The sequence below is a fragment of the Streptococcus bovimastitidis genome (assembly GCF_001885095.1).
Lineage (GTDB): Bacteria > Bacillota > Bacilli > Lactobacillales > Streptococcaceae > Streptococcus > Streptococcus bovimastitidis.
Map to the genome: position 1 here is coordinate 835,342 of NZ_LZDD01000001.1, position 18,464 is coordinate 853,805.

At 37.8% G+C, this 18,464-nt stretch carries 15 protein-coding genes; 5 read left to right on the top strand and 10 right to left on the bottom strand.

Annotated elements, in window-relative coordinates:
• Positions 1-19 precede the first annotated feature (19 nt).
• Entirely contained in the window at positions 20-1,213 is a 1,194-nt protein-coding gene (locus tag A9Q68_RS04035; protein ID WP_071793401.1) for a pyridoxal phosphate-dependent aminotransferase, read from the bottom strand.
• A 166-nt stretch (positions 1,214-1,379) separates the two neighbouring features.
• Entirely contained in the window at positions 1,380-3,842 is a 2,463-nt protein-coding gene (locus tag A9Q68_RS04040; RefSeq protein ID WP_071793402.1) for a bifunctional DnaQ family exonuclease/ATP-dependent helicase, read from the bottom strand.
• Positions 3,843-3,993: 151 nt separating this feature from the next.
• On the opposite strand from A9Q68_RS04040, the gene A9Q68_RS04045 reads away from it, so the two are divergent.
• Entirely contained in the window at positions 3,994-4,803 is an 810-nt protein-coding gene (locus A9Q68_RS04045; protein ID WP_071793403.1) for an alpha/beta hydrolase, read from the top strand.
• 50 nt (positions 4,804-4,853) lie between these two features.
• On the top strand, positions 4,854-5,486 hold the full coding sequence (locus A9Q68_RS04050) for an MBL fold metallo-hydrolase (protein ID WP_071793725.1): 633 nt from the start codon (positions 4,854-4,856) through the stop codon (positions 5,484-5,486).
• A gap of 768 nt (positions 5,487-6,254) precedes the next feature.
• Here the strand turns inward: A9Q68_RS04050 and ftsX are convergent.
• From ftsX to A9Q68_RS04080, 6 genes are all read right to left on the bottom strand, one after another.
• Positions 6,255-7,184, bottom strand: coding sequence for a permease-like cell division protein FtsX (ftsX, locus tag A9Q68_RS04055; protein WP_071793404.1), 930 nt, complete (start codon positions 7,182-7,184; stop codon positions 6,255-6,257).
• Positions 7,177-7,869: a cell division ATP-binding protein FtsE gene (gene ftsE, locus A9Q68_RS04060; protein ID WP_071793405.1), complete on the bottom strand. Its 693-nt coding sequence runs from the start codon at positions 7,867-7,869 to the stop codon at positions 7,177-7,179. The genes ftsX and ftsE overlap by 8 nt, the downstream gene beginning before the upstream one ends.
• Positions 7,870-7,906: 37 nt before the next feature.
• Positions 7,907-9,008, bottom strand: a protein-coding gene (gene prfB, locus A9Q68_RS04065; protein WP_106403995.1) for a peptide chain release factor 2 whose coding sequence is annotated in 2 segments (ribosomal slippage) — positions 7,907-8,935 and positions 8,937-9,008 — 1,101 coding nt in all. Because the reading frame shifts where the segments join, the coding sequence is not laid out codon by codon here.
• A gap of 49 nt (positions 9,009-9,057) precedes the next feature.
• Complete coding sequence (gene queG, locus A9Q68_RS04070; protein ID WP_071793407.1) at positions 9,058-10,176, bottom strand: tRNA epoxyqueuosine(34) reductase QueG; 1,119 nt, start codon at positions 10,174-10,176, stop codon at positions 9,058-9,060.
• Positions 10,177-10,337: 161 nt separating this feature from the next.
• Positions 10,338-12,254 (bottom strand): fructose-1,6-bisphosphatase, encoded by a 1,917-nt coding sequence (locus A9Q68_RS04075; RefSeq protein WP_071793408.1) that lies wholly within the window; start codon positions 12,252-12,254, stop codon positions 10,338-10,340.
• Positions 12,255-12,406: 152 nt separating this feature from the next.
• Positions 12,407-13,045: an HAD family hydrolase gene (locus A9Q68_RS04080; protein ID WP_071793409.1), complete on the bottom strand. Its 639-nt coding sequence runs from the start codon at positions 13,043-13,045 to the stop codon at positions 12,407-12,409.
• 68 nt (positions 13,046-13,113) lie between these two features.
• Between A9Q68_RS04080 and A9Q68_RS04085 the strand changes: the two genes are divergently transcribed.
• Together A9Q68_RS04085 and A9Q68_RS04090 are read left to right on the top strand one after the other, a co-directional pair.
• Positions 13,114-13,977, top strand: coding sequence for a metallophosphoesterase (locus tag A9Q68_RS04085; protein WP_071793410.1), 864 nt, complete (start codon positions 13,114-13,116; stop codon positions 13,975-13,977).
• A 16-nt stretch (positions 13,978-13,993) separates the two neighbouring features.
• Positions 13,994-14,374 (top strand): hypothetical protein, encoded by a 381-nt coding sequence (locus A9Q68_RS04090; RefSeq protein ID WP_071793411.1) that lies wholly within the window; start codon positions 13,994-13,996, stop codon positions 14,372-14,374.
• Here the strand turns inward: A9Q68_RS04090 and A9Q68_RS04095 are convergent.
• Positions 14,366-15,130, bottom strand: a complete 765-nt coding sequence (locus tag A9Q68_RS04095) for a glycerophosphodiester phosphodiesterase (protein WP_071793412.1) — start codon at positions 15,128-15,130, stop codon at positions 14,366-14,368. The genes A9Q68_RS04090 and A9Q68_RS04095 overlap by 9 nt on opposite strands.
• 112 nt (positions 15,131-15,242) lie before the next feature.
• Between A9Q68_RS04095 and A9Q68_RS04100 the strand changes: the two genes are divergently transcribed.
• Positions 15,243-15,638: a hypothetical protein gene (locus tag A9Q68_RS04100; protein WP_071793413.1), complete on the top strand. Its 396-nt coding sequence runs from the start codon at positions 15,243-15,245 to the stop codon at positions 15,636-15,638.
• A gap of 133 nt (positions 15,639-15,771) precedes the next feature.
• On the opposite strand, the gene A9Q68_RS04105 is transcribed toward A9Q68_RS04100, so the two are convergent.
• On the bottom strand, positions 15,772-18,456 hold the full coding sequence (locus A9Q68_RS04105; RefSeq protein WP_071793726.1) for a cation-translocating P-type ATPase: 2,685 nt from the start codon (positions 18,454-18,456) through the stop codon (positions 15,772-15,774).
• Between the last annotated feature and the right edge of the window lie 8 nt (positions 18,457-18,464).

The window sequence follows — 18,464 nt, forward strand, 5'->3', positions numbered from 1 at the left end:
TAAATTTTTTCAATTCTAGTTACTTATTAGTGTGCTTATTCATAAAGTCTTTCAACCGACTTACAGCCTCTTTCAAGGTATCCAAATCAGTCGCATAACTCATACGGATATTTTCTGGCGCTCCGAAGCCTTCTCCTGAAACTAGGGCAACTCCAACTTCTTCCAAAATAGCATCTGTAAAGGCATGAACATCTGTAAATCCGGTCATCGCCATTGCTTGGGATACATTTGGAAAGAGGTAGAAAGCACCTTGTGGTTTAACTGTCGAAAAACCTGGTACTTCTTCCAAGAGTGGATAAATGGTATTGAGACGTTCTTCAAAAGCTAAACGCATATCTTCAACGGAAGACTGATCTCCTGCAAAAGCTTCAATGGCTGCATATTGTGCCGCTGTTGTTAAATTTGAAGTGGTTTGACTAATAATTTTTGCCATAGCAGCAATAATTTCAGGGTCTCCTACCGCAAACCCAACACGCCAGCCGGTCATCGAATAGGTTTTTGCTACACCATTGACGGTTATGGTTTGTTGGCGAATAGCCTCAGAAAGACTTGAAATTGCTGTAAAAGAGTTTCCATTGTAAACCAAGCGACCGTAGATATCATCGGCAAGAATTAAAATGTCATGCGCCAGAGCCCACTGACCAATTGCTTGGAGCTCGGCTTTATCATAAATCATACCAGTCGGGTTAGAAGGGGAATTAAGCAAGATAACCTTTGTCTGTTCAGTTCTAACGGCTTCTAATTGTTCAACGGTTACCTTATAGTGGTTGTCTGCTAAACAGTCAATAAAGACTGGCTGACCTTCTACTAATTTTACCTGATCTGCATAGGAAACCCAATAAGGGGTCGGAATAATAACTTGATCCCCAGGATTAAGAACTGCCATAAAGAAAGCATAGAGAATAAATTTAGCACCAGTTCCAGCTACGATTTGATTAGGAGCTACTTGATAGCCATAAAAATTTTCCATGTAATGAGCAATTGCATTTTTTAAAGCAGGCATTCCACTTGCTACTGTGTAAAAACTTGCTGAACCATTAGTAATGGATGCTATGGCTTTTTCCTGGATATTAATTGGTGTTACAAAGTCTGGTTCACCTAATGTGAGGCTCAAAATGTCTCGACCTTGGGCTTTTAAAGCTTTGGCTTGAGCACCAGCAGCCAAAGTAGCACTTTCTTCCATTTCTAAAACTCTCTTAGATAGCTTGGTCATAACCCCTCCTGCTTCTTTATCAGCTATTTAGACGTATTTCAATTATAGCAAATAGCACTTGTTTTTCAACACAAATTTTCTTCTAAGCCACTGGCCCAGAAGAAATTGCCTTTAACAAGAACCTAACACTATGAATATCAAGCGCTCTTACTGATTTTCTTTTCTATTATAGCAGAAATTCTCGGCTAATTTGTATGGAATCGTCAAATTTTTCACAACTTATCAGAAAATCCTCATTTAAACTCTTAAATATCAGATCGCCATAGGATTTCGTTAGGATTCGACCGTCTAAAATCAGCACTAAGGACTTTTGATTTTGGCGGCGCATGGTCCGACCTATTGCCTGCTTTAATTTTAAGATAGCAAAAGGTAGAAAATAATCATTAAATGGGTTTTTGCCTTGGCTTAGTAAATAAGCACTCATTTTTTTAACATAGAGATCTTCGGGATTTTCGAAAGGCAATTTGCTAATTACTTCAATCATGCGATCAGCTTGAACAAAGTCAACACCTTCCCAGAAAGCTCCCATCCCAAGTAACATAGACTGCTCGCCGCGGTCAAAACGTTTTTTGATGGCATAAGGACTTCCATTTTTTTCTTGTGTTAAATGCCCTAGATGCCATTGGTCTAAGATGTCAGAAACCATTAACATCTGTTTACGTGAGTGGAAAAGGACAAGGATTGGTTTTCCTTCTTGGTTTAAGAGGTATAAGCGCTTAGCAATGGCTTGACTGTATGTCTCATCGTCAACTTCTGTGATAATGGGCATATCAGTGTCAACAATAACTTTTTGTTGCTGACTTTTTTCTTTGCTCAGTTTTGCATAACTGTAATCGTCAAAACCAAGTAATTGCGCTATATGGACTTGACGACTGATATCAAGAGAAGCTGATACAAAATAATTCTTATGTGTTTCTGGTAGTAAACTCTTGAAATTAATAAAGCGTTGGCTACTGGTATTGAGGTAGCTAATCCGTTTCTCACCTCTACGTTCACAACTTATCCAATAGTCAGCTTCTTGGTATCTGAAGAAATCATGTAAGTCTGAAAATTTTTGAGCATCTAATTCCTTAACTAATTGTGGTAATTGTTGAGAAATCGTAATTTCCATATCAGAAAGCTGATCTGCATGATAGTGACTAGCTAGATTGTCTAACTCAAAGAGTAAACTTTCAAGAAGTCTCTTCTCTAATAAAGTATCTGCTCCTTCTTTAGCTGTTGTCAGACCTTGCATTAATTCTTGTAAATTAACTTGTTTGCGAGACAATTGATCCAACTGCAAGAGCAACCTTTGCGCTTCATCAAAAACTAATAGTTTATCGCGAGCAAAGGCTTTATCATCTTCAACACGATGGAGAAAATAAGAATGATTTGTTAAAAGTACTTTAGCCCTTTTAGCTTGCTCATAACTATTTAACCAGAAGTCATAATCATAAAAGGGGGAAGATTTTTTCAGTTCACCATCATGTCTTATGCTATCAAAATAAGATATAAATCGATGTTTTTGCTTGATTTCATCTAAATCACCACTTGTGCTTTCCAAAAGCCAGACTAACAGTTGCATTTTAATGCGATTAACCAGTCGATTATCATCCCGTTTTTTTAAACTCTCAAAAAATGCATCTAGTTTAAGGTAATTGGATGGTCCCTTAATACTGTGGCATGAAATATGAAAGGCTTCTTCAATCCGACTCATTTCCTGAGCCATCAATTGATCCTGAAGAATTTTTGTTGGAACTGACACAAGAATTTGCTGATCCTCTTGACTATTGGCCAAAAGAGGCAAGAGGTAACCGTAACTTTTACCGATCCCTGCCTGAGCCTGAATAAAACTAGGTTTAGGAATGGACAAACCCTCTTGGATAAGATTAGCAAATTGATTTTGAAGTGGTCGATTGTCTAAACCCAAGATTGCTGCATTGATACTAAAATCCTTGGACAATTTTAAAGGCTTTTGAGGTCTTGCTTTTTTGGCTAATAGGATCCCTTCTACAAGATCAAAGGACTGGGAATCAAAGCTTTCTGCCTGGTCAAGAGCTTGTGAAATCAGCTGACCGCTTTCAAAAATAAGACTATCAGCGTATAGTTGTATGACCTGCAAGCATTCTTTAGGGAGACTGGCAATCTTTTTCATTATCCTAATAAAAAGTTGGGCTGTCGCCATGGCATCATCGATGGCTGTGTGAGCATTGGTCAAATCTAAAGCCATACTCTCAGCCAAATGTCCCAAATTGTATTTTTCGAAATCCGGGAAGAAAACTTGAGCTAATTCAACCGTATCCACGCGCGGTGTCAGTAAATCATAACCCTCAAAAAAAAGGGCTTCAGCCAAAAGATTGGCATCAAAAGAGACATTATGAGCGACAAAAACACAATCCTCAATTAATTCATAGATTTTTGCTGCCACTTGAGAAAACTCTGGCGCCATTTCTAATTGTTGATCTGTTATTCCTGTTAATGATTTAATATGTTGTGAAAGTTTTTCATGTGGATTGATATCTGATTGAAAAGTTTGAGTAATCTCATTATTTTCAATAATCACAATTCCTATTTGTATGATTCGTGCATCGATACCCGCATTTGTGGCTTCTAAATCGATGACGGCATATTTTGTCCATTTTTCTGTCATAGTAAGATTATTATACCATTTTTTTGCTATGCTTATGCTTCCAAGTCATCTTTAAAGCAAAGCAAAGGCAGGAATTTATTTGCAAAGGTGTTCATTGAACTGGCAATTCATGTTATAATAAAGCAGAAAATTTAAGAAAGGAAAAGACGCAATGAAGGAGTCTTTAGCTCAACTGAAAACCCACTATTTTGCTCTGCCATTCAACAAGGAAGAACGACGGGTCCAAGTATTATTACCCAAAGACTATGATATGGACTTGGAAAGCAGATATCCAGTCCTTTACATGCATGACGGCCAAAATCTCTTTTTTGACAAGGAATCTTATTCTGGCAAATCTTGGGGACTATTGGAGAGCTTGAGCTCACCCAAATGGCCACAAGTAATTGTGGTAGCGATAGACCATGCTGGAGCTTACCGACTTCCAGAATATGCTCCTTTTCCAATAGAGCAAAATCTAGGTTACACCATTCCTCGCTATCCGGGAAATGGCCAAAGCTATGCAGAATGGTTAGTCACAGAGCTTAAACCATTCGTCGATGATAATTATCGAACCGAAAAAACTGCTGAAAAGACATATATAGCCGGGTCCTCCATGGGCGCACTTATTTCGGCCTACACAGCTAGTCGCTACCCCGACCTTTTCAGCGGACTTGGCATCTTTTCAATCGCATCTTGGGTCAGTGAGAATGCATTTCTCGATTTCTGCCGTCAAAACCCGCTGAATAAGAATACCAAAGTTTATATTCAAGTTGGGACCAATGAAATGGATAAGGCCGATCAGAAAGCCAGTCCGGAAAAAAATCAAATCTATATCGACAATAGCCAAAATTATTACCAGACCTTAATTAATGGTGGCTTAGCTCCCCAACAGCTAAAAATGGAAATTGTAGAAGGTGCCACCCATAACGAAGGTGTTTGGTCAAAAACTTTTTCTCATTTCCTCCAACATCTCTTTTTATAAGTATAACCAAAACAGCAAAAAATCGACGAAACGGAGTTTTATAAGCAATGATGACAATAACAACCATCGCAAATGATGTCGCTAATGAGAACACTTACATTTTAGAAAATGCAACTGGAGTTATAGTTATTGATCCAGGTAGTGATACTAAAGGGATATTAAAAACAATCAAAACGATTGAGAAACCAGTTCTAGCTATTCTCTTAACCCATACTCATTATGATCATATTATGAGTGTTGAAGCAGTTAGAAAAGCTTTCAATCACCCTGACGTCTACGTCTCAGCTTTAGAAGCTTCTTGGCTATTTAACCCAAAAGATAATTTATCGGGCCATATCCGACATGCCGACATCCCTGATGTCATCTGTAAACCAGCAGAATACCTACTCCAATATCAAAAACAATATACAATTGGCGACTTCCACTTCCAAGTTGTTGAGACACCAGGCCACTCCATCGGTGGGGTTTCCTTCATCTTTCATGATGAAGAAACCATCTTCTCAGGTGATGCCCTCTTTAAAGGCAGTATTGGCCGTTATGACTTACCAACAGGGAACTATGACCAATTAATCAAAGGGATTGAAGACAAGCTTTTCACCCAACCAGAACAATATAAAGTCTATCCAGGCCATGGCCAAATGACAAGCATCGGCCAAGAAAAACATTACAACCCCTTCTTTTAAGTAAATCAAAAACCTTGGACAAATTTTGTCATAGGTTTTTAGTGGCTTTAAATAATCATCCTATTCATTTCATTACTAAAACCGTATCATAGCGGATTCCGTAGGTTATCAATGATTTTCAATCATTAAATAAACTTGCGATAAGATTAAGAACTGACAAAATAAAAGAGGAAATCTAATAAACATAGAATTCCTCTTTTTTTGTAATCATCCTGTTTCTGACAGTTACGACAAGAAGTTTTCAAAATCGATACTATTTTGAAAACGGACTTAGTAAGTTAGCTAGGAAGACCGATTATCGCGGCTTCCGTAGACTTTCAGCGCTCAAAGAGCACTAGAAAGTCTTGCGATAAGATTAAGAATTGACATCATAAAAGAGGAAATCTAATAAACATAGAATTCCTCTTTTTTGTAATCAAACTGTTTCTTAAAGTTACGACAGGAAGTTTTCAAAATCGATACTATTTTGAAAACGGACTTAGTAAGTTAGCTAGGAAGACCGATCATCGCGGCTTCCGTAGACTTTCAGCGCTCAAAGAGCACTAGAAAGTCTTGCGATAAGATTAAGAATTGACATCATAAAAGAGGAAATCTAATAAACATAGAATTCCTCTTTTTTGTAATCAAACTGTTTCTTAAAGTTACGACAGGAAGTTTTCAAAATCGATACTATTTTGAAAACGGACTTAGTAAGTTAGCTAGGAAGACCGATCATCGCGGCTTCCGTAGACTTTCAGCACTCAAAGAGCACTAGAAAGTCTTGCTAAGTTAAAACTTCAGATAACGTCTCATTGATAGGACAGAACCCAATGAACCGATAATGATACCAATAACAAATAACGCTGCTATTAAAATGTAAAGGTAATAATTGATTGGATACATGGATAAACCGTTTAAGTTTAATTGAGGCGTAAACTGTCTATATGTATATTCATATAAATAATAAATAATGACAGATGGAAGAATCGCTCCTAAGAATCCAACCCAAGCTCCTTCAAAGAAGAATGGACCACGAATATATGAATTTTTAGCCCCTACCAAGCGCATAATTTCAATATCTCTTTGACGACTCATAATGGTCATGCGGATGGTATTAGAAATGAGGAAAATAGCTACTAATAACAAGAGTAAGGTTCCAACTAAGCCCCAAGTCTTAATAAATGAAGCAAATTTCATTAATTTGTCAGAATTGATGCCACCGTAGTCGACATCATCAACGCCTTCAATTTCCTTGATAGCTGCGCTGACAGATTTAACTTGTGAAGGTTTCTTGGTTTCAACCATGTAAATATCTTGAAGTGGGTTGGTGTCTTTATCATACATTTTCCAAACATCACCCATGGTATCTTGTAATTTTTGTAACTGCTCATCTTTGCTAGAGAAGGTAATTTTATCAACACCATCAATAGCAGCAATTTGGTCGTATACCTTATGATATTTATCGTTCTTAACCTGTTTACCACCAACATTTTGAACGACTTTGGCGGTATCAGTTGAATCAACTTGTAGGTAGGTATTAATTTGAATATTATTTTGAACACCTGTTGCTACACGTTCAATATTTAATAGGGTAGCAGCAAAGATACCAACTAGGGTTAAGGTTATAGCTACTGAAGAAACAGCAGCAGTGGTCATCCACCAGTTACGCTTAAGGTTTTTAATGGATTCCCAAATATGACGGAAAAAATTTCTAATCATCGTAACCGTACTCTCCTTCCTCTTCATCACGAACAATTCGTCCGTCTTCAATCGCAATTACTCGATGGCGTAGAGAGTTAACGATATGACTATTATGAGTTGCCATCAAAATGGTTGTTCCTTGAACATTAATGCGTTCAAGTAATTGCATGATTTCCCAAGAAATTTCTGGGTCCAAGTTACCAGTTGGTTCATCGGCAATCAGCAATTTTGGATTATTAACAATAGCCCGAGCAATGGCAACACGTTGTTGCTCACCACCAGACAATTGATCTGGGAAGGAACGCATCTTATGTTTCAGTCCTACTAGTTCGAGGACCTCTGGAACACGTTTTTTAATGTTACGTCGTTTTTCACCAATAACTTCCATTGCATAAGCAACGTTTTCAAAGACTGTTTTACGGGGAAGTAATTTATAGTCCTGGAAAACGACACCGATATTACGGCGTAGGATTGGAATATGTTTTGCTTTTAATTTGGTCAAATTAAATTCACCTACATAAAGGGAGCCATTGGTTACTTTTTCTTCCCGATAAAGGAGTTTAATTAGACTTGATTTACCAGCCCCAGAAGGACCGACTAAATAGACAAACTCACCTTGATTGATGGAAAAGTTTAAGTCTCTTAAGGCTGTTGTCGAGCGTTTGTATTTTTTTGTAACGCCCTTCATTTCAATTAATGCCATTCTTTTCTTCTTTCTATTTCTATTATCTCTTATTCAATTAGTCATCGTTCATTCGCCACTTCAGGTAAGCATCGATAAAGCCATCAATCTCACCATCCATCACTTTGTCCACCTGAGCTACTTCAAAATTAGTCCGGTGATCTTTGACCATGGTATAAGGTGTAAAGACATAAGAGCGAATCTGACTTCCCCAGGTGATTTCTTTTTTATCACCTTTAAGAGCATTAACCTCTTCTGCTTTTTTATCTTGTTCCATTTGGTAAAGTTTAGCCTGCAACATCTTCATTGCGCGATCACGGTTACCATACTGAGTTCTGTCTACAGTCGAAGCCACAACAATTCCTGTTGGAATATGAGTCAACCGGACACCCGTTGATACTTTGTTGACGTTCTGACCACCGGCACCACCTGAACGGAAAGTGTCCATCTTAATATCATCATCACGAATATCAACCTCGATGGTATCGTCCAATTCCGGCATGACTTCTACCGATGTAAATGACGTATGTCTGCGTTTAGCTGAATCAAAAGGTGAAATACGGACCAATCGGTGAACACCCATTTCTGATTTCAAGAAACCATAAGCATTTGGCCCTTCAAAAGAAAGTGTGACAGACTTAATACCAGCTTCATCACCCGCTTGGTAGTCCAGCGTCTCAACCTTAAACCCTTTGGCATTCCCAAAACGCGTATACATTCGAAAGAGCATATCCGCCCAGTCCTGCGCCTCAGTTCCACCAGATCCAGGGTGAATTTCCAAGATGGCATTGTTATGGTCATAAGGCTCAGACAAGAGCAAGGTCATCTCATACGAGGAAAGGATCTGATCCAGTTTTGTCAAACTCTCTTCCAACTCATCTTTGATGGAAGGATCTTCATCCAACATTTCCAAATAAAGCTCTGTTTCTTCCGAAAGCGTCTGCATATTATGGAAAGTATCGAACTTAACTTTCAATTCATTCAACTCTTGCGAGGTTTTTTGAGCAGCTAAATTATCATTCCAGAAGTCCGGCTCAGTCATTTGGTTTTCTAAAAGAGCAATCTCTTCTTCCAAACGATCTAAGTCAAAGAGACCTCCTGAAGCTAGTCAACTTCTCATTGTTTTCTACTATTTTTTGGCGAATTTCTGCCACTTCCATTTGCTTACCTCATTCTCGTTTTTATCTTCATTATTTTAACACATTGCCACTAGAATTGCCATTTTGCTCGAAGCATTTCCAATTCTTTTTGACTCTCCTCTTCTTTTGGAGAAAGGCCACGCATATAATCCAAGATGGCAGCATCTGGTTTTTTAATCAGCTCACCAAGTGCCCAAATGGCTGTCGCGGTATGAATTGGATTGTTATTCTTATCAATAATTTCCATTAATTTAATAATGGCCGTACGGTCATGACCATTTGCCAGGGCAATTATGGCATTACGCTGGAGAATATTTTTACCACGCCAAGAAGCAGCTATTTGTCCAAACTTAGCCTTAAAGTCCTTGTTTGATAATTCCAAAAATGGAATTAATTCTGGCTGAGCAAGCTCTGGATCAATCTCACTGGCAAGAGGGTTGGAAATGCCTTTATTATAGGGACAGGCAATCTGACAAATATCACAACCATAAATAACCGTTTTGATTTTTTTCCGGAACTCCAAGTCCATCATCCCCTTATCTTGGGTCTGGAAGGACAAACAGCGCTTGGCATTCATAGTTCCATCACCAATTAAACAGGAGGTCGGACAAGCGTCTAAGCAGCGGCGACAATCACCACAGTCATAATCAACAGGTTGATCAGGTTCAATTTCTAGATTAGTAATGAGCTCCCCAAGATACATGTAAGAACCAAACTCTTTGGAAATCACCAATCCATTTTTGCCAATAAAACCAATTCCAGCTCTTCTAGCAACAGCTGTATCCACTAAGGCGCCCGTATCAACCATACCCTTATATTCAAAATCCTGGGTCAGACTTTCAATCGCCTCAGCTAATTGGGACAATTTTTCTTGTAGAACATGATGGTAATCTGTTCCCCAAGAATTAGGAGTAATTTTACCTCGTTTATACTGTGTTTTTTGAGGTTGGATGGGTAACTTATGGGGATAGGCCACAGCAATGGAAATAATAGTCTTAGCCGACTCCAAGGATAATTTAGGTTTGATTCTTTCCTCAATAACCTTGTGCTCAAAACCTGTTGTTCGACCTTCTTCAACCCCTAAACGTAATGATTTTTCCAGATAAGAAAAATCATCAGCTGTTGTAAAGCCGATTTTTGAAATACCAATTTCGTTCGCTATTTTTTTGATTTCCGCCTTAAGTTCCATATTACTATCATAATGGAAAAATATAAAGACTTCAAGACCAAGCAATGACTTATTGTAACAAATATTAAATTGTCATAACAAAAAAGAATATGTCAGGCTGAACCGCAAAAATCAAAAAACCAAAAGAGGTGAAAAATTGGCTTCACCTCTCATAATTCTATTTAATATTGATCAAAATGATGGTATAGATGATCAAGATCAGCTATTTCTTGTAGCAATTTTTTACCATTATCAGTATCTTTAACCAAGGTCCGATTTTCAACTAATTCGACTAAACGCTTGATAAAGATAATATCACATTTACCTTCTAAAACATCCTTAACAGATGAGAATGGTTTATGAGCAACTAATTCCAAGCCGTAAGAATTGGAAATTAAGGTGTAGCCAGCAATACCAGTCGTTTTTTGATAGCCTTTAGCCAATCCACCATCAATGATAATAATACGACCATCTGCTTTAATAGGTAATTCGCCACCCTTTTCCTTAACAGGTGTATGGCCATTGACAATATGAGCACTTCCATCCAAACCAAACTCTGCTAAAATGCGAAGACAGATTTCTTGATTTTCCCGTAAACGATAATAAGGATTCTTTTCCTCATGGTGGCTTGCCTTGTCAGCAATATAATAACGTTCAAAAGTGGTCATCCGGTCCTTACCAAAGAGTGATGAAACCTCACCACACCAGAGATACCAGAAGACATCGGTTGCTAAATCAAAGTGTTGCTCCCGATTTTTGTATGATTCCCTAACTTGCTCTTGGAAGAAATCTAAGAGAGCCTTGCCTGAATAGATTTTCTTGCCAAAACGCATGGATTTAAAATCACCATTTGAATGCATTGGCATACAACCATGGAAAAGCAAGTGATTATTGGAAATATGGTACATTGAGCCTTTTGCCATTAGAAAATCAATTTGACTCTCTAATTTTTCTGAGTTTTGGAAACGGTACATGAGCCCTTTTAAGATTTGCTCCTCTTCAGACGTTAAAACATCTGGCTGATCCCAAACCATTTTATGAAATGGGAAGGATTGTAAAGGATAGGTCTTTTCACCAATAGTAATGCTTTTCTTTTCTGGGTCGATTTTAGGAAATAATTGTGAAGCTTGCATGCCAAATTCTGGACGCCGCTTAATTAATTGGTGCTCCAATTTAAATTGCAAGAGGGCTGTCGCTTGCTGTAATTTATTAAGGGTCAGACGCTCTGTTTCAGAGATGACGTCACCATCTAAAATCGGGTTGAATACCTCTTCTTCCTTAAAGTAACGTTGGCTGTAATCAATAAGGCGTCGGAGATTAATACCGTAGCGATCTTCGATTAGTGCTAACGAATTATATCTAGCCGCAATCCGAATGACATTGATCATACAAATATAGGAACCAGACATAGCTCCAATCCAAGTAATATCATGATTTCCCCATTGAATATCAATGTTTTGGAAACCTTTTAAGCGGTCAATAATAAAATCAGGGTATTGGCCGCGGTCAAAAATATCACCAACCACATGAAGATGGTCGATGGATAATCGTTGAATCAAGTTGGCAAACGCAATAAAAAGATTGTCTAACTGCTCTAACTCAATCACTTTTGAGATGATAGCATGATAGTAATACTGCTTATTTTTGTCAGGCTGCTCTTCCGTCAACAACTCCTCCATGATATAGGCATAATCAGCTGGCAGCATCTTACGAACCTTAGACCGGGTATATTTGCTTCCGATATGCTTAACAAATTGGAGTAAATCTAACAGATATTGGCAAAGTTCAATTTCCAGGTCTTTACGGTCTAAAACTTCTTGCTGTGCTTGAATTTTTTCAGCAGGGTAGTAAATATATTGGCAAAGTTGTTCAATATCTTTTTCTTTTTTCTCTGGAAAACATTCTTGTAGTTTCTTTTTAATGGAACCTGAGCCATTACGTAACAAATAATCAAATGCTTGATATTCTCCGTGTAAGTCACTTAGGAAATGCTCGGTACCTTTTGGTAAATGGCAAATGGCATCCAGATTGATCATTTCGGTAATAAGTGACGACTTGGTTGGAAATTTTTCTTTCAACAACTGATAATATGGAGACATGATTGGCAGTGGGTCCTTTCTATTTTAAAAAAACAATAACCTTTTAAAGAGGCCTCTATTGCCATTTTAAAACTTATTTACCTAAATGGCTAGCAAAAACCGTAAGCGCATACAAAAGAGAGAGCTTCACTTCTCTCCCTCTTGCTTTATTTTTAAAGTACTTTTTCTGGGACTTGTCCCAAATGGTCGATAAGTTGATCAGCTTGCGACTGGTCAATCCCATATTGCTTATCCTTGATTGCCCAGACTTGCATCCCGGCAGACTTGCCAGCGCTGATACCCTTTTGACTATCTTCAATAATTAAACTATCAGCTTTATCAATCTCCAATAATCCAGCTGCTTTAAGATAAATATCTGGTTGCGGTTTTGGGCTGTCCACATCTTCTCGACTAAGAACAATATCAAAATAGGACAAAATTGATGCTGATTCTAAAGCAAAGAGAACATCATTCTTTTGCGTGTTTGAAGCTAAGGCTAGTTTTAGACCTGCTGCCTTTAAATCAGCTAAAGCTTGTCTGACTTCTGGAAAAATGATTTGGGCATAAGGCGCACGATGCTTTGCTTTATAATCTTCATACTCCTGATGAAAGGCATCAGCTTGACCAACATGCTCATTTTCACTTAAAATCTTTTGCCAAACTTGCTGGAGATTGCCACCAATAAATTCTTTGGCTTCCATATGCTCAATGGAAATCCCTTTACTATCTAAAAAGGTTTTACGTCTTTGATAATAGAAACCTTCAGTATCAAAAATAACTCCATCCATATCAAAAATAATGGCTTTATACATGTTTTTCCTCCTAAACATCTATTTTACCATAAATAGCCAAGTCACATCATTTTTGTTACAATGAAGCTATGACTAGATTAGCAATCATGAGTGATTTACATATAGATCTCAACCATTTTGGGAGTTACGAAGAAAATTGTCTCGTTCAAGTACTAGAAGAGAAAGGTATCGATCACCTACATATTGCAGGTGATATTTCTAATCATTTCTTAGAAAAGACCCTTCCATTCCTGCAGAGGATAGAAAAACAGATAACTTTAACCTATAATCTTGGTAACCATGACATGTTGGATTTAAGTGAAGAAGCTATTGCGGAGACTGATTTTAAATGCTACCACTTGAATAACACTACTATGCTTCTTACATTTCATGGTTGGTACGATTATAGCTTTTTCTCTGAAATGGACGAGGCAAGTAATTTACGCTTTAAAAAACAATTTTGGTTTGACCGCCGCCTTAAGCGTCCTAATTCTGACCCTCAAATAACTGAGGCCATTTGTATAAAACTTGAAGAAATCCTCAAATCCAATCCTGATAAGCGGATCATTGTTGCCATGCATTTTCCTCATCAGGCTTTTCTCCTGACTTATCCAAAATTAAGACCCTTCAATGCTTTTTTAGGTAGCCCCAAATTTCATCAGATTTTTACCAAATACTCTGTTACTGATGTCGTTTTCGGCCACAATCACCGGCGTATTAAAGTGGAAGAATATGATGGTATTTTATATCATAGTCGACCCCTTGGGTATTCCAAAGAATGGCAACTCACCTATGCCTTTCTTGAAGCTAATCCCCACTTGATTAGTCCTGCTTCTTGGACCCCTAATAAACGCTATGCGGCTATCCATAAGAATAAAACCTTTTTAGCCTATAAAGCTGATCATTTGAAGGAAGAGTTGGCTTTGGCAATGACTATTTTTGACATTGAATAGAGAAATGAGAATTGTTATGAAATTAAAAAGAAAAACCCGTTTTGCAAGAATTGGTGCTCCTATTACCATTGAGATTGGAAAAAATGAAAAAGTTCTCCTTCGGAATGGACAAGAAATCGAGATTCCACTGGCGGACAACGGGACTGAGATTAGGTTGCGGCAACGCTTTAGTCCAAAAATGGCAGTTAAGGAGAATGACTCTTTTGTGATTGTTGATAAACCAAAAACAGTTTTAATTTTTTGGTTCATTATTGTCCTCATCATTGCCAGTCATCTTCTACTCCCTTTTGATTCCGATTTACTTTGGTGGCTATCAATCATTGGAATTGTCTTGGTGATTATAAGCTTTATCCTACCCAAATACGAACTCCAAGATAGCAAAAAGACCTTATCCTAATGCGATAAGGTCTTGATTTTTTTCTTGAGCTAAACGGTCACGAACTTGAACGGCTAACTCCGGTTTGTCCGTCATAAAGCCAGCTAATTTAAAACGAAAAGCAAATTCCATTTGTTTTTCCTTGTTCAAGGTCCAGGGGCGAACCGATTTTCCAAATAAAGCTATTTTATTTTTATTGTTCATCGCCCACAATTTATTTGGATGAATGGCACCTACAAATGTTGCCTTTTGTCCTAGCCAAATATGGAAGGTTCCTGTTTTCATCAAATAGGCTAGTTCAATATTGGGATCTGCCTTTTCCATAATTTTTAAACTACGGAAATTAAAGGAGCAATAAAGATAGTCAAAAGGCCACTTTTGCGATTGCATCAATTTGGCGATATCTCTTTCGATTCTTGGGTAGTGGTATTTATCCGTTTTTATCTCGATATTTAAAGTTCCCTGAAAGTTTTCAGCAACTAAAAAATGTAAAACTTCTTCTAAAGTAGGTACTTTTTCCCTAAAATAAAATGGGGCAAACCAAGAACCGGCATCTAATGCTTTAATCTCCTTTAAAGTTAAATCCCGGACATAGCCTATACCATTAGTTGTTCTGTCCACTGTTTCATCATGGATGACGACTAAGTGGTGATCCTTCGTTCTGTGAACGTCTAATTCAATTCCATCAGCACCAACTCTAATGGCTTCTTTAAAAGCTGCTAGTGTATTTTCTGGACGATTACATTTACTTCCTCTATGGGCAAAAATGGTTGTCATACGTTCTCCTCACCATATTCTTCTCTTAGTTTACCATAACTTTCAAAGGAAATAACTTGTAGAGTCTGAAAAAATGCTATAATACCAAGATAAAGCGTTTTCGGAGGTGCTTATGACAATTACAATCACATGTCAAGCAAGAAAATATTCCTTTTTTGGGAGATTTATCGACGATAATAAGCTGGCAATTCGCCTCAATAAAAAATATGTCTCTGAAATTGGCAGTAAGGAAACTATCGATTTGGAAATCCCAGAAGATGATACATTACTATGCTATAATTTTTTTGATATCCCTAGAATTAGAGTTTCAAATGGTGACCAAATTAGCATTAAGCGCAATCAATTATCATTTGCACTCGATCTTGTGGTATTACTACTCTTAATCAGTTCAATTATTTGCTTAACATTCAGACCTGACTATGAATCATCGCAGCTGATGACATTTTTATTTTCCTTAACAATCTTACTTAGTGCAATTCTCCCCGATTATTGCTTTGTTAAAGAATAAGATTATTTCATCATTAGTCCCTATCAAACAAATCAAAAATTGATGACCTATAATCTTCTTACATCAAAAAAGTGAAGACAAGAAATTGTCTTCACTTTAAAGCGATTCTATAAGGATCGTTTTTTTATTTACTTTAGATTGCTTTTTCATCCATACCCATAGCACGTTGGATTGCTTTAACAAGCTCAACCAATACTACCATTAGTAAGCTTCCGATGACTACTACCAACCATTGGCTACCACTCAAGTGAGCCACGTGGAAGAATTTATTGAAGCCAGGAACGACAACAGTCACCATCAACATAATGAAGGCAAGTGGGATTGAGTAGTTGAAGAGTTTGTTTTTAAAGAGTCCAACCTTAAACATAGATTGATAAACAGATTTAACATTGTAGGCATGCACTAATTGGATTAAACCTAGTGTTACATAAGCCATGGTTAAGGCATCTGCATGAATTTCTTTATAAGTTGAGTGTTCTGGGAACATTAGAGCGAAACCATAAACACCTAAGACAAGCATGGTTTGGAAAGCACCTTGGTAAAGGATGGCTTCTTTAACACCACCGTCAAAGAAACTAGATTTACGACCACGAGGTTTATGCTTCATAACACCTGGTTCAGCAGGTTCTACACCTAATGCGATGGCTGGTAGCGTATCTGTTACCAAGTTAATCCAAAGCAAGTGAACAGGTTGAAGAACATCCCAACCAAATAGGGTTGCAAGGAAGATAGTGAAGACTTCAGCCATATTTGCTGAAAGCAAATATTGGATTGTTTTTTGGATGTTAGAGAAGACTTTACGTCCTTCTTCAACGGCAACAATGATAGTTGCAAAGTTATCGTCAGCAAGAACCATATCAGAAGCACCTTTAGATACTTCAGTACCAGTGATACCCATACCAATACCGATATCAGCTGTTTTAAGAGATGGGGCATCATTAACACCATCACCAGTCATGGCAACAACTTTACCTTCATTTTGCCATGCCTTAACAATACGAACCTTATGTTCTGGCGAAACACGCGCATAAACAGAGTATTGTTTGAAGACTTTTTGGAATTCTTCATCTGAAATTTCGTTTAACTCAGCACCAGTGAATACATGGTCTTCATTATCAGTTTCGTCAATGATTCCTAAGCGTTTGGCAATAGCTTCCGCAGTGTCCTGGTGGTCACCAGTAATCATGATTGGACGGATACCAGCTTCTTTAGCCACTTTAACGGCTTGCGCTGCTTCCGGACGCTCAGGGTCAATCATCCCAACTAAACCTGAGAAAATTAACTCCGCTTCAACTGTTTCGGTATCAAGAGTTGGAATCGTATCAACATATTTATACGCCATCATCAATACACGAAGGGCTTGTTTAGCCAATGACTTATTCATATCCAAGATAGCTGCTTTATCAGCCTCAGTAATTGGACGAATAGAGCCATTATCTTCAATTTGAGTAACACGTTTTAAAAGTTGATCAGGAGCACCTTTTACAGCAACAAAATATTTAGCATCAGCTTCTTTATGAATAGTTGCCATCAATTTACGGTCAGAATCAAAAGGTAATTCAGCGACACGTGGTTCATTGACTAAGATATCACGAACATCAAATCCATGGTCTAATCCATATTGTACTAAAGCTGTTTCAGTTGGGTCACCAATCAATTTACCAGATTGATCAATTTTCGTATCATTAGCAAAGTTCATGACGCGAAGAGTGCTGTTTGAAAAATCAATATCAGATCCAGCTGATTGCAACTGGCCATTAGTATAAATTTTTTCAACAGTCATCTGATTCATGGTAAGGGTACCAGTTTTATCAGATGCGATAATTTCAGTTGAACCAAGGGTTTCTACTGCTGGTAACTTACGGATAATGGCATTACGTTTTGCTAATACTTGAGTTCCTAATGAAAGAACTACTGTTACAATCGCTGGTAAACCTTCAGGAATAGCTGCAACGGCAAGGGCTACCGATGTCATTAAACCTTCTAATGGATGTTGTCCACGAACGAAAACACCAACTGCAAATGTAACGGCTGCAATAACTAAAATCAAGTAAGTTAAAATTTTAGACAGGTGGTCTAAATTTTGTTTAAGTGGCGTATCTGTTTCATCAGCATTTGCTAACATCCCAGCAATATGACCAACTTCAGTATACATACCAGTATTTGTGACAACACCCATACCACGACCATAAGTAACGTTTGAGTTTTGGTAACCCATGTTAACTCGGTCACCGATACCAGCATCTTCAGCAACAGTAGCTGAAAGGTCTTTCTCAACTGGAACAGATTCACCTGTTAGAGCTGCTTCTTCAATTTTTAATGAATTTGCTTCAAGAAGACGCATATCAGCTGGTACAACATCACCAGCTTCAAGAAGAACGATATCACCAGGAACTAATTCTTTCGAATCAAGCTCGATAACATGTCCATCACGACGAACACGCGCTAGCGGGCTAGACATTGATTTTAAAGCTTCAATAGCTGCTTCGGCTTGACCTTCTTGGTAAACACCAAATGCCGCATTAAGAATAACAACAGCTAAGATAATAATAGCATCTGTCATCCCTTCTGTTCCTTCAGTTATAACTGAAAGCACAGCAGCAACAATCAAGATAATAATCATTAAATCCTTGAATTGATCAAGGAACTTCATAAAGAGGCTGCGTTTTTCCCCTTCATCAAGCTCGTTACGACCATATTGGTCTAAACGACTTTTAGCTTCACTTGTTGAAAGACCATCTTGACTTGATTGTAATTCTTCAAGTACAGTCTCTTCGGATTGCGTGTAGAACACGTCTTTTCTTTGTTCTTTTGACAAATTTTCCA

Bases quoted from the DNA above. Each gene is read 5' to 3' on its own strand.
- ftsX (WP_071793404.1), bottom strand. From the start codon at position 7,184: ATGATTAGAAATTTTTTCCGTCATATTTGGGAATCCATTAAAAACCTT.
- A9Q68_RS04075 (WP_071793408.1), bottom strand. From the start codon at position 12,254: ATGTCTCCATATTATCAGTTGTTGAAAGAAAAATTTCCAACCAAGTCG.
- A9Q68_RS04045 (WP_071793403.1), top strand. From the start codon at position 3,994: ATGAAGGAGTCTTTAGCTCAACTGAAAACCCACTATTTTGCTCTGCCA.
- A9Q68_RS04095 (WP_071793412.1), bottom strand. From the start codon at position 15,130: ATGACAACCATTTTTGCCCATAGAGGAAGTAAATGTAATCGTCCAGAA.
- A9Q68_RS04085 (WP_071793410.1), top strand. From the start codon at position 13,114: ATGACTAGATTAGCAATCATGAGTGATTTACATATAGATCTCAACCAT.
- A9Q68_RS04080 (WP_071793409.1), bottom strand. From the start codon at position 13,045: ATGTATAAAGCCATTATTTTTGATATGGATGGAGTTATTTTTGATACT.
- A9Q68_RS04090 (WP_071793411.1), top strand. From the start codon at position 13,994: ATGAAATTAAAAAGAAAAACCCGTTTTGCAAGAATTGGTGCTCCTATT.
- A9Q68_RS04035 (WP_071793401.1), bottom strand. From the start codon at position 1,213: ATGACCAAGCTATCTAAGAGAGTTTTAGAAATGGAAGAAAGTGCTACT.
- A9Q68_RS04100 (WP_071793413.1), top strand. From the start codon at position 15,243: ATGACAATTACAATCACATGTCAAGCAAGAAAATATTCCTTTTTTGGG.
- ftsE (WP_071793405.1), bottom strand. From the start codon at position 7,869: ATGGCATTAATTGAAATGAAGGGCGTTACAAAAAAATACAAACGCTCG.
- A9Q68_RS04050 (WP_071793725.1), top strand. From the start codon at position 4,854: ATGACAATAACAACCATCGCAAATGATGTCGCTAATGAGAACACTTAC.
- queG (WP_071793407.1), bottom strand. From the start codon at position 10,176: ATGGAACTTAAGGCGGAAATCAAAAAAATAGCGAACGAAATTGGTATT.
- A9Q68_RS04040 (WP_071793402.1), bottom strand. From the start codon at position 3,842: ATGACAGAAAAATGGACAAAATATGCCGTCATCGATTTAGAAGCCACA.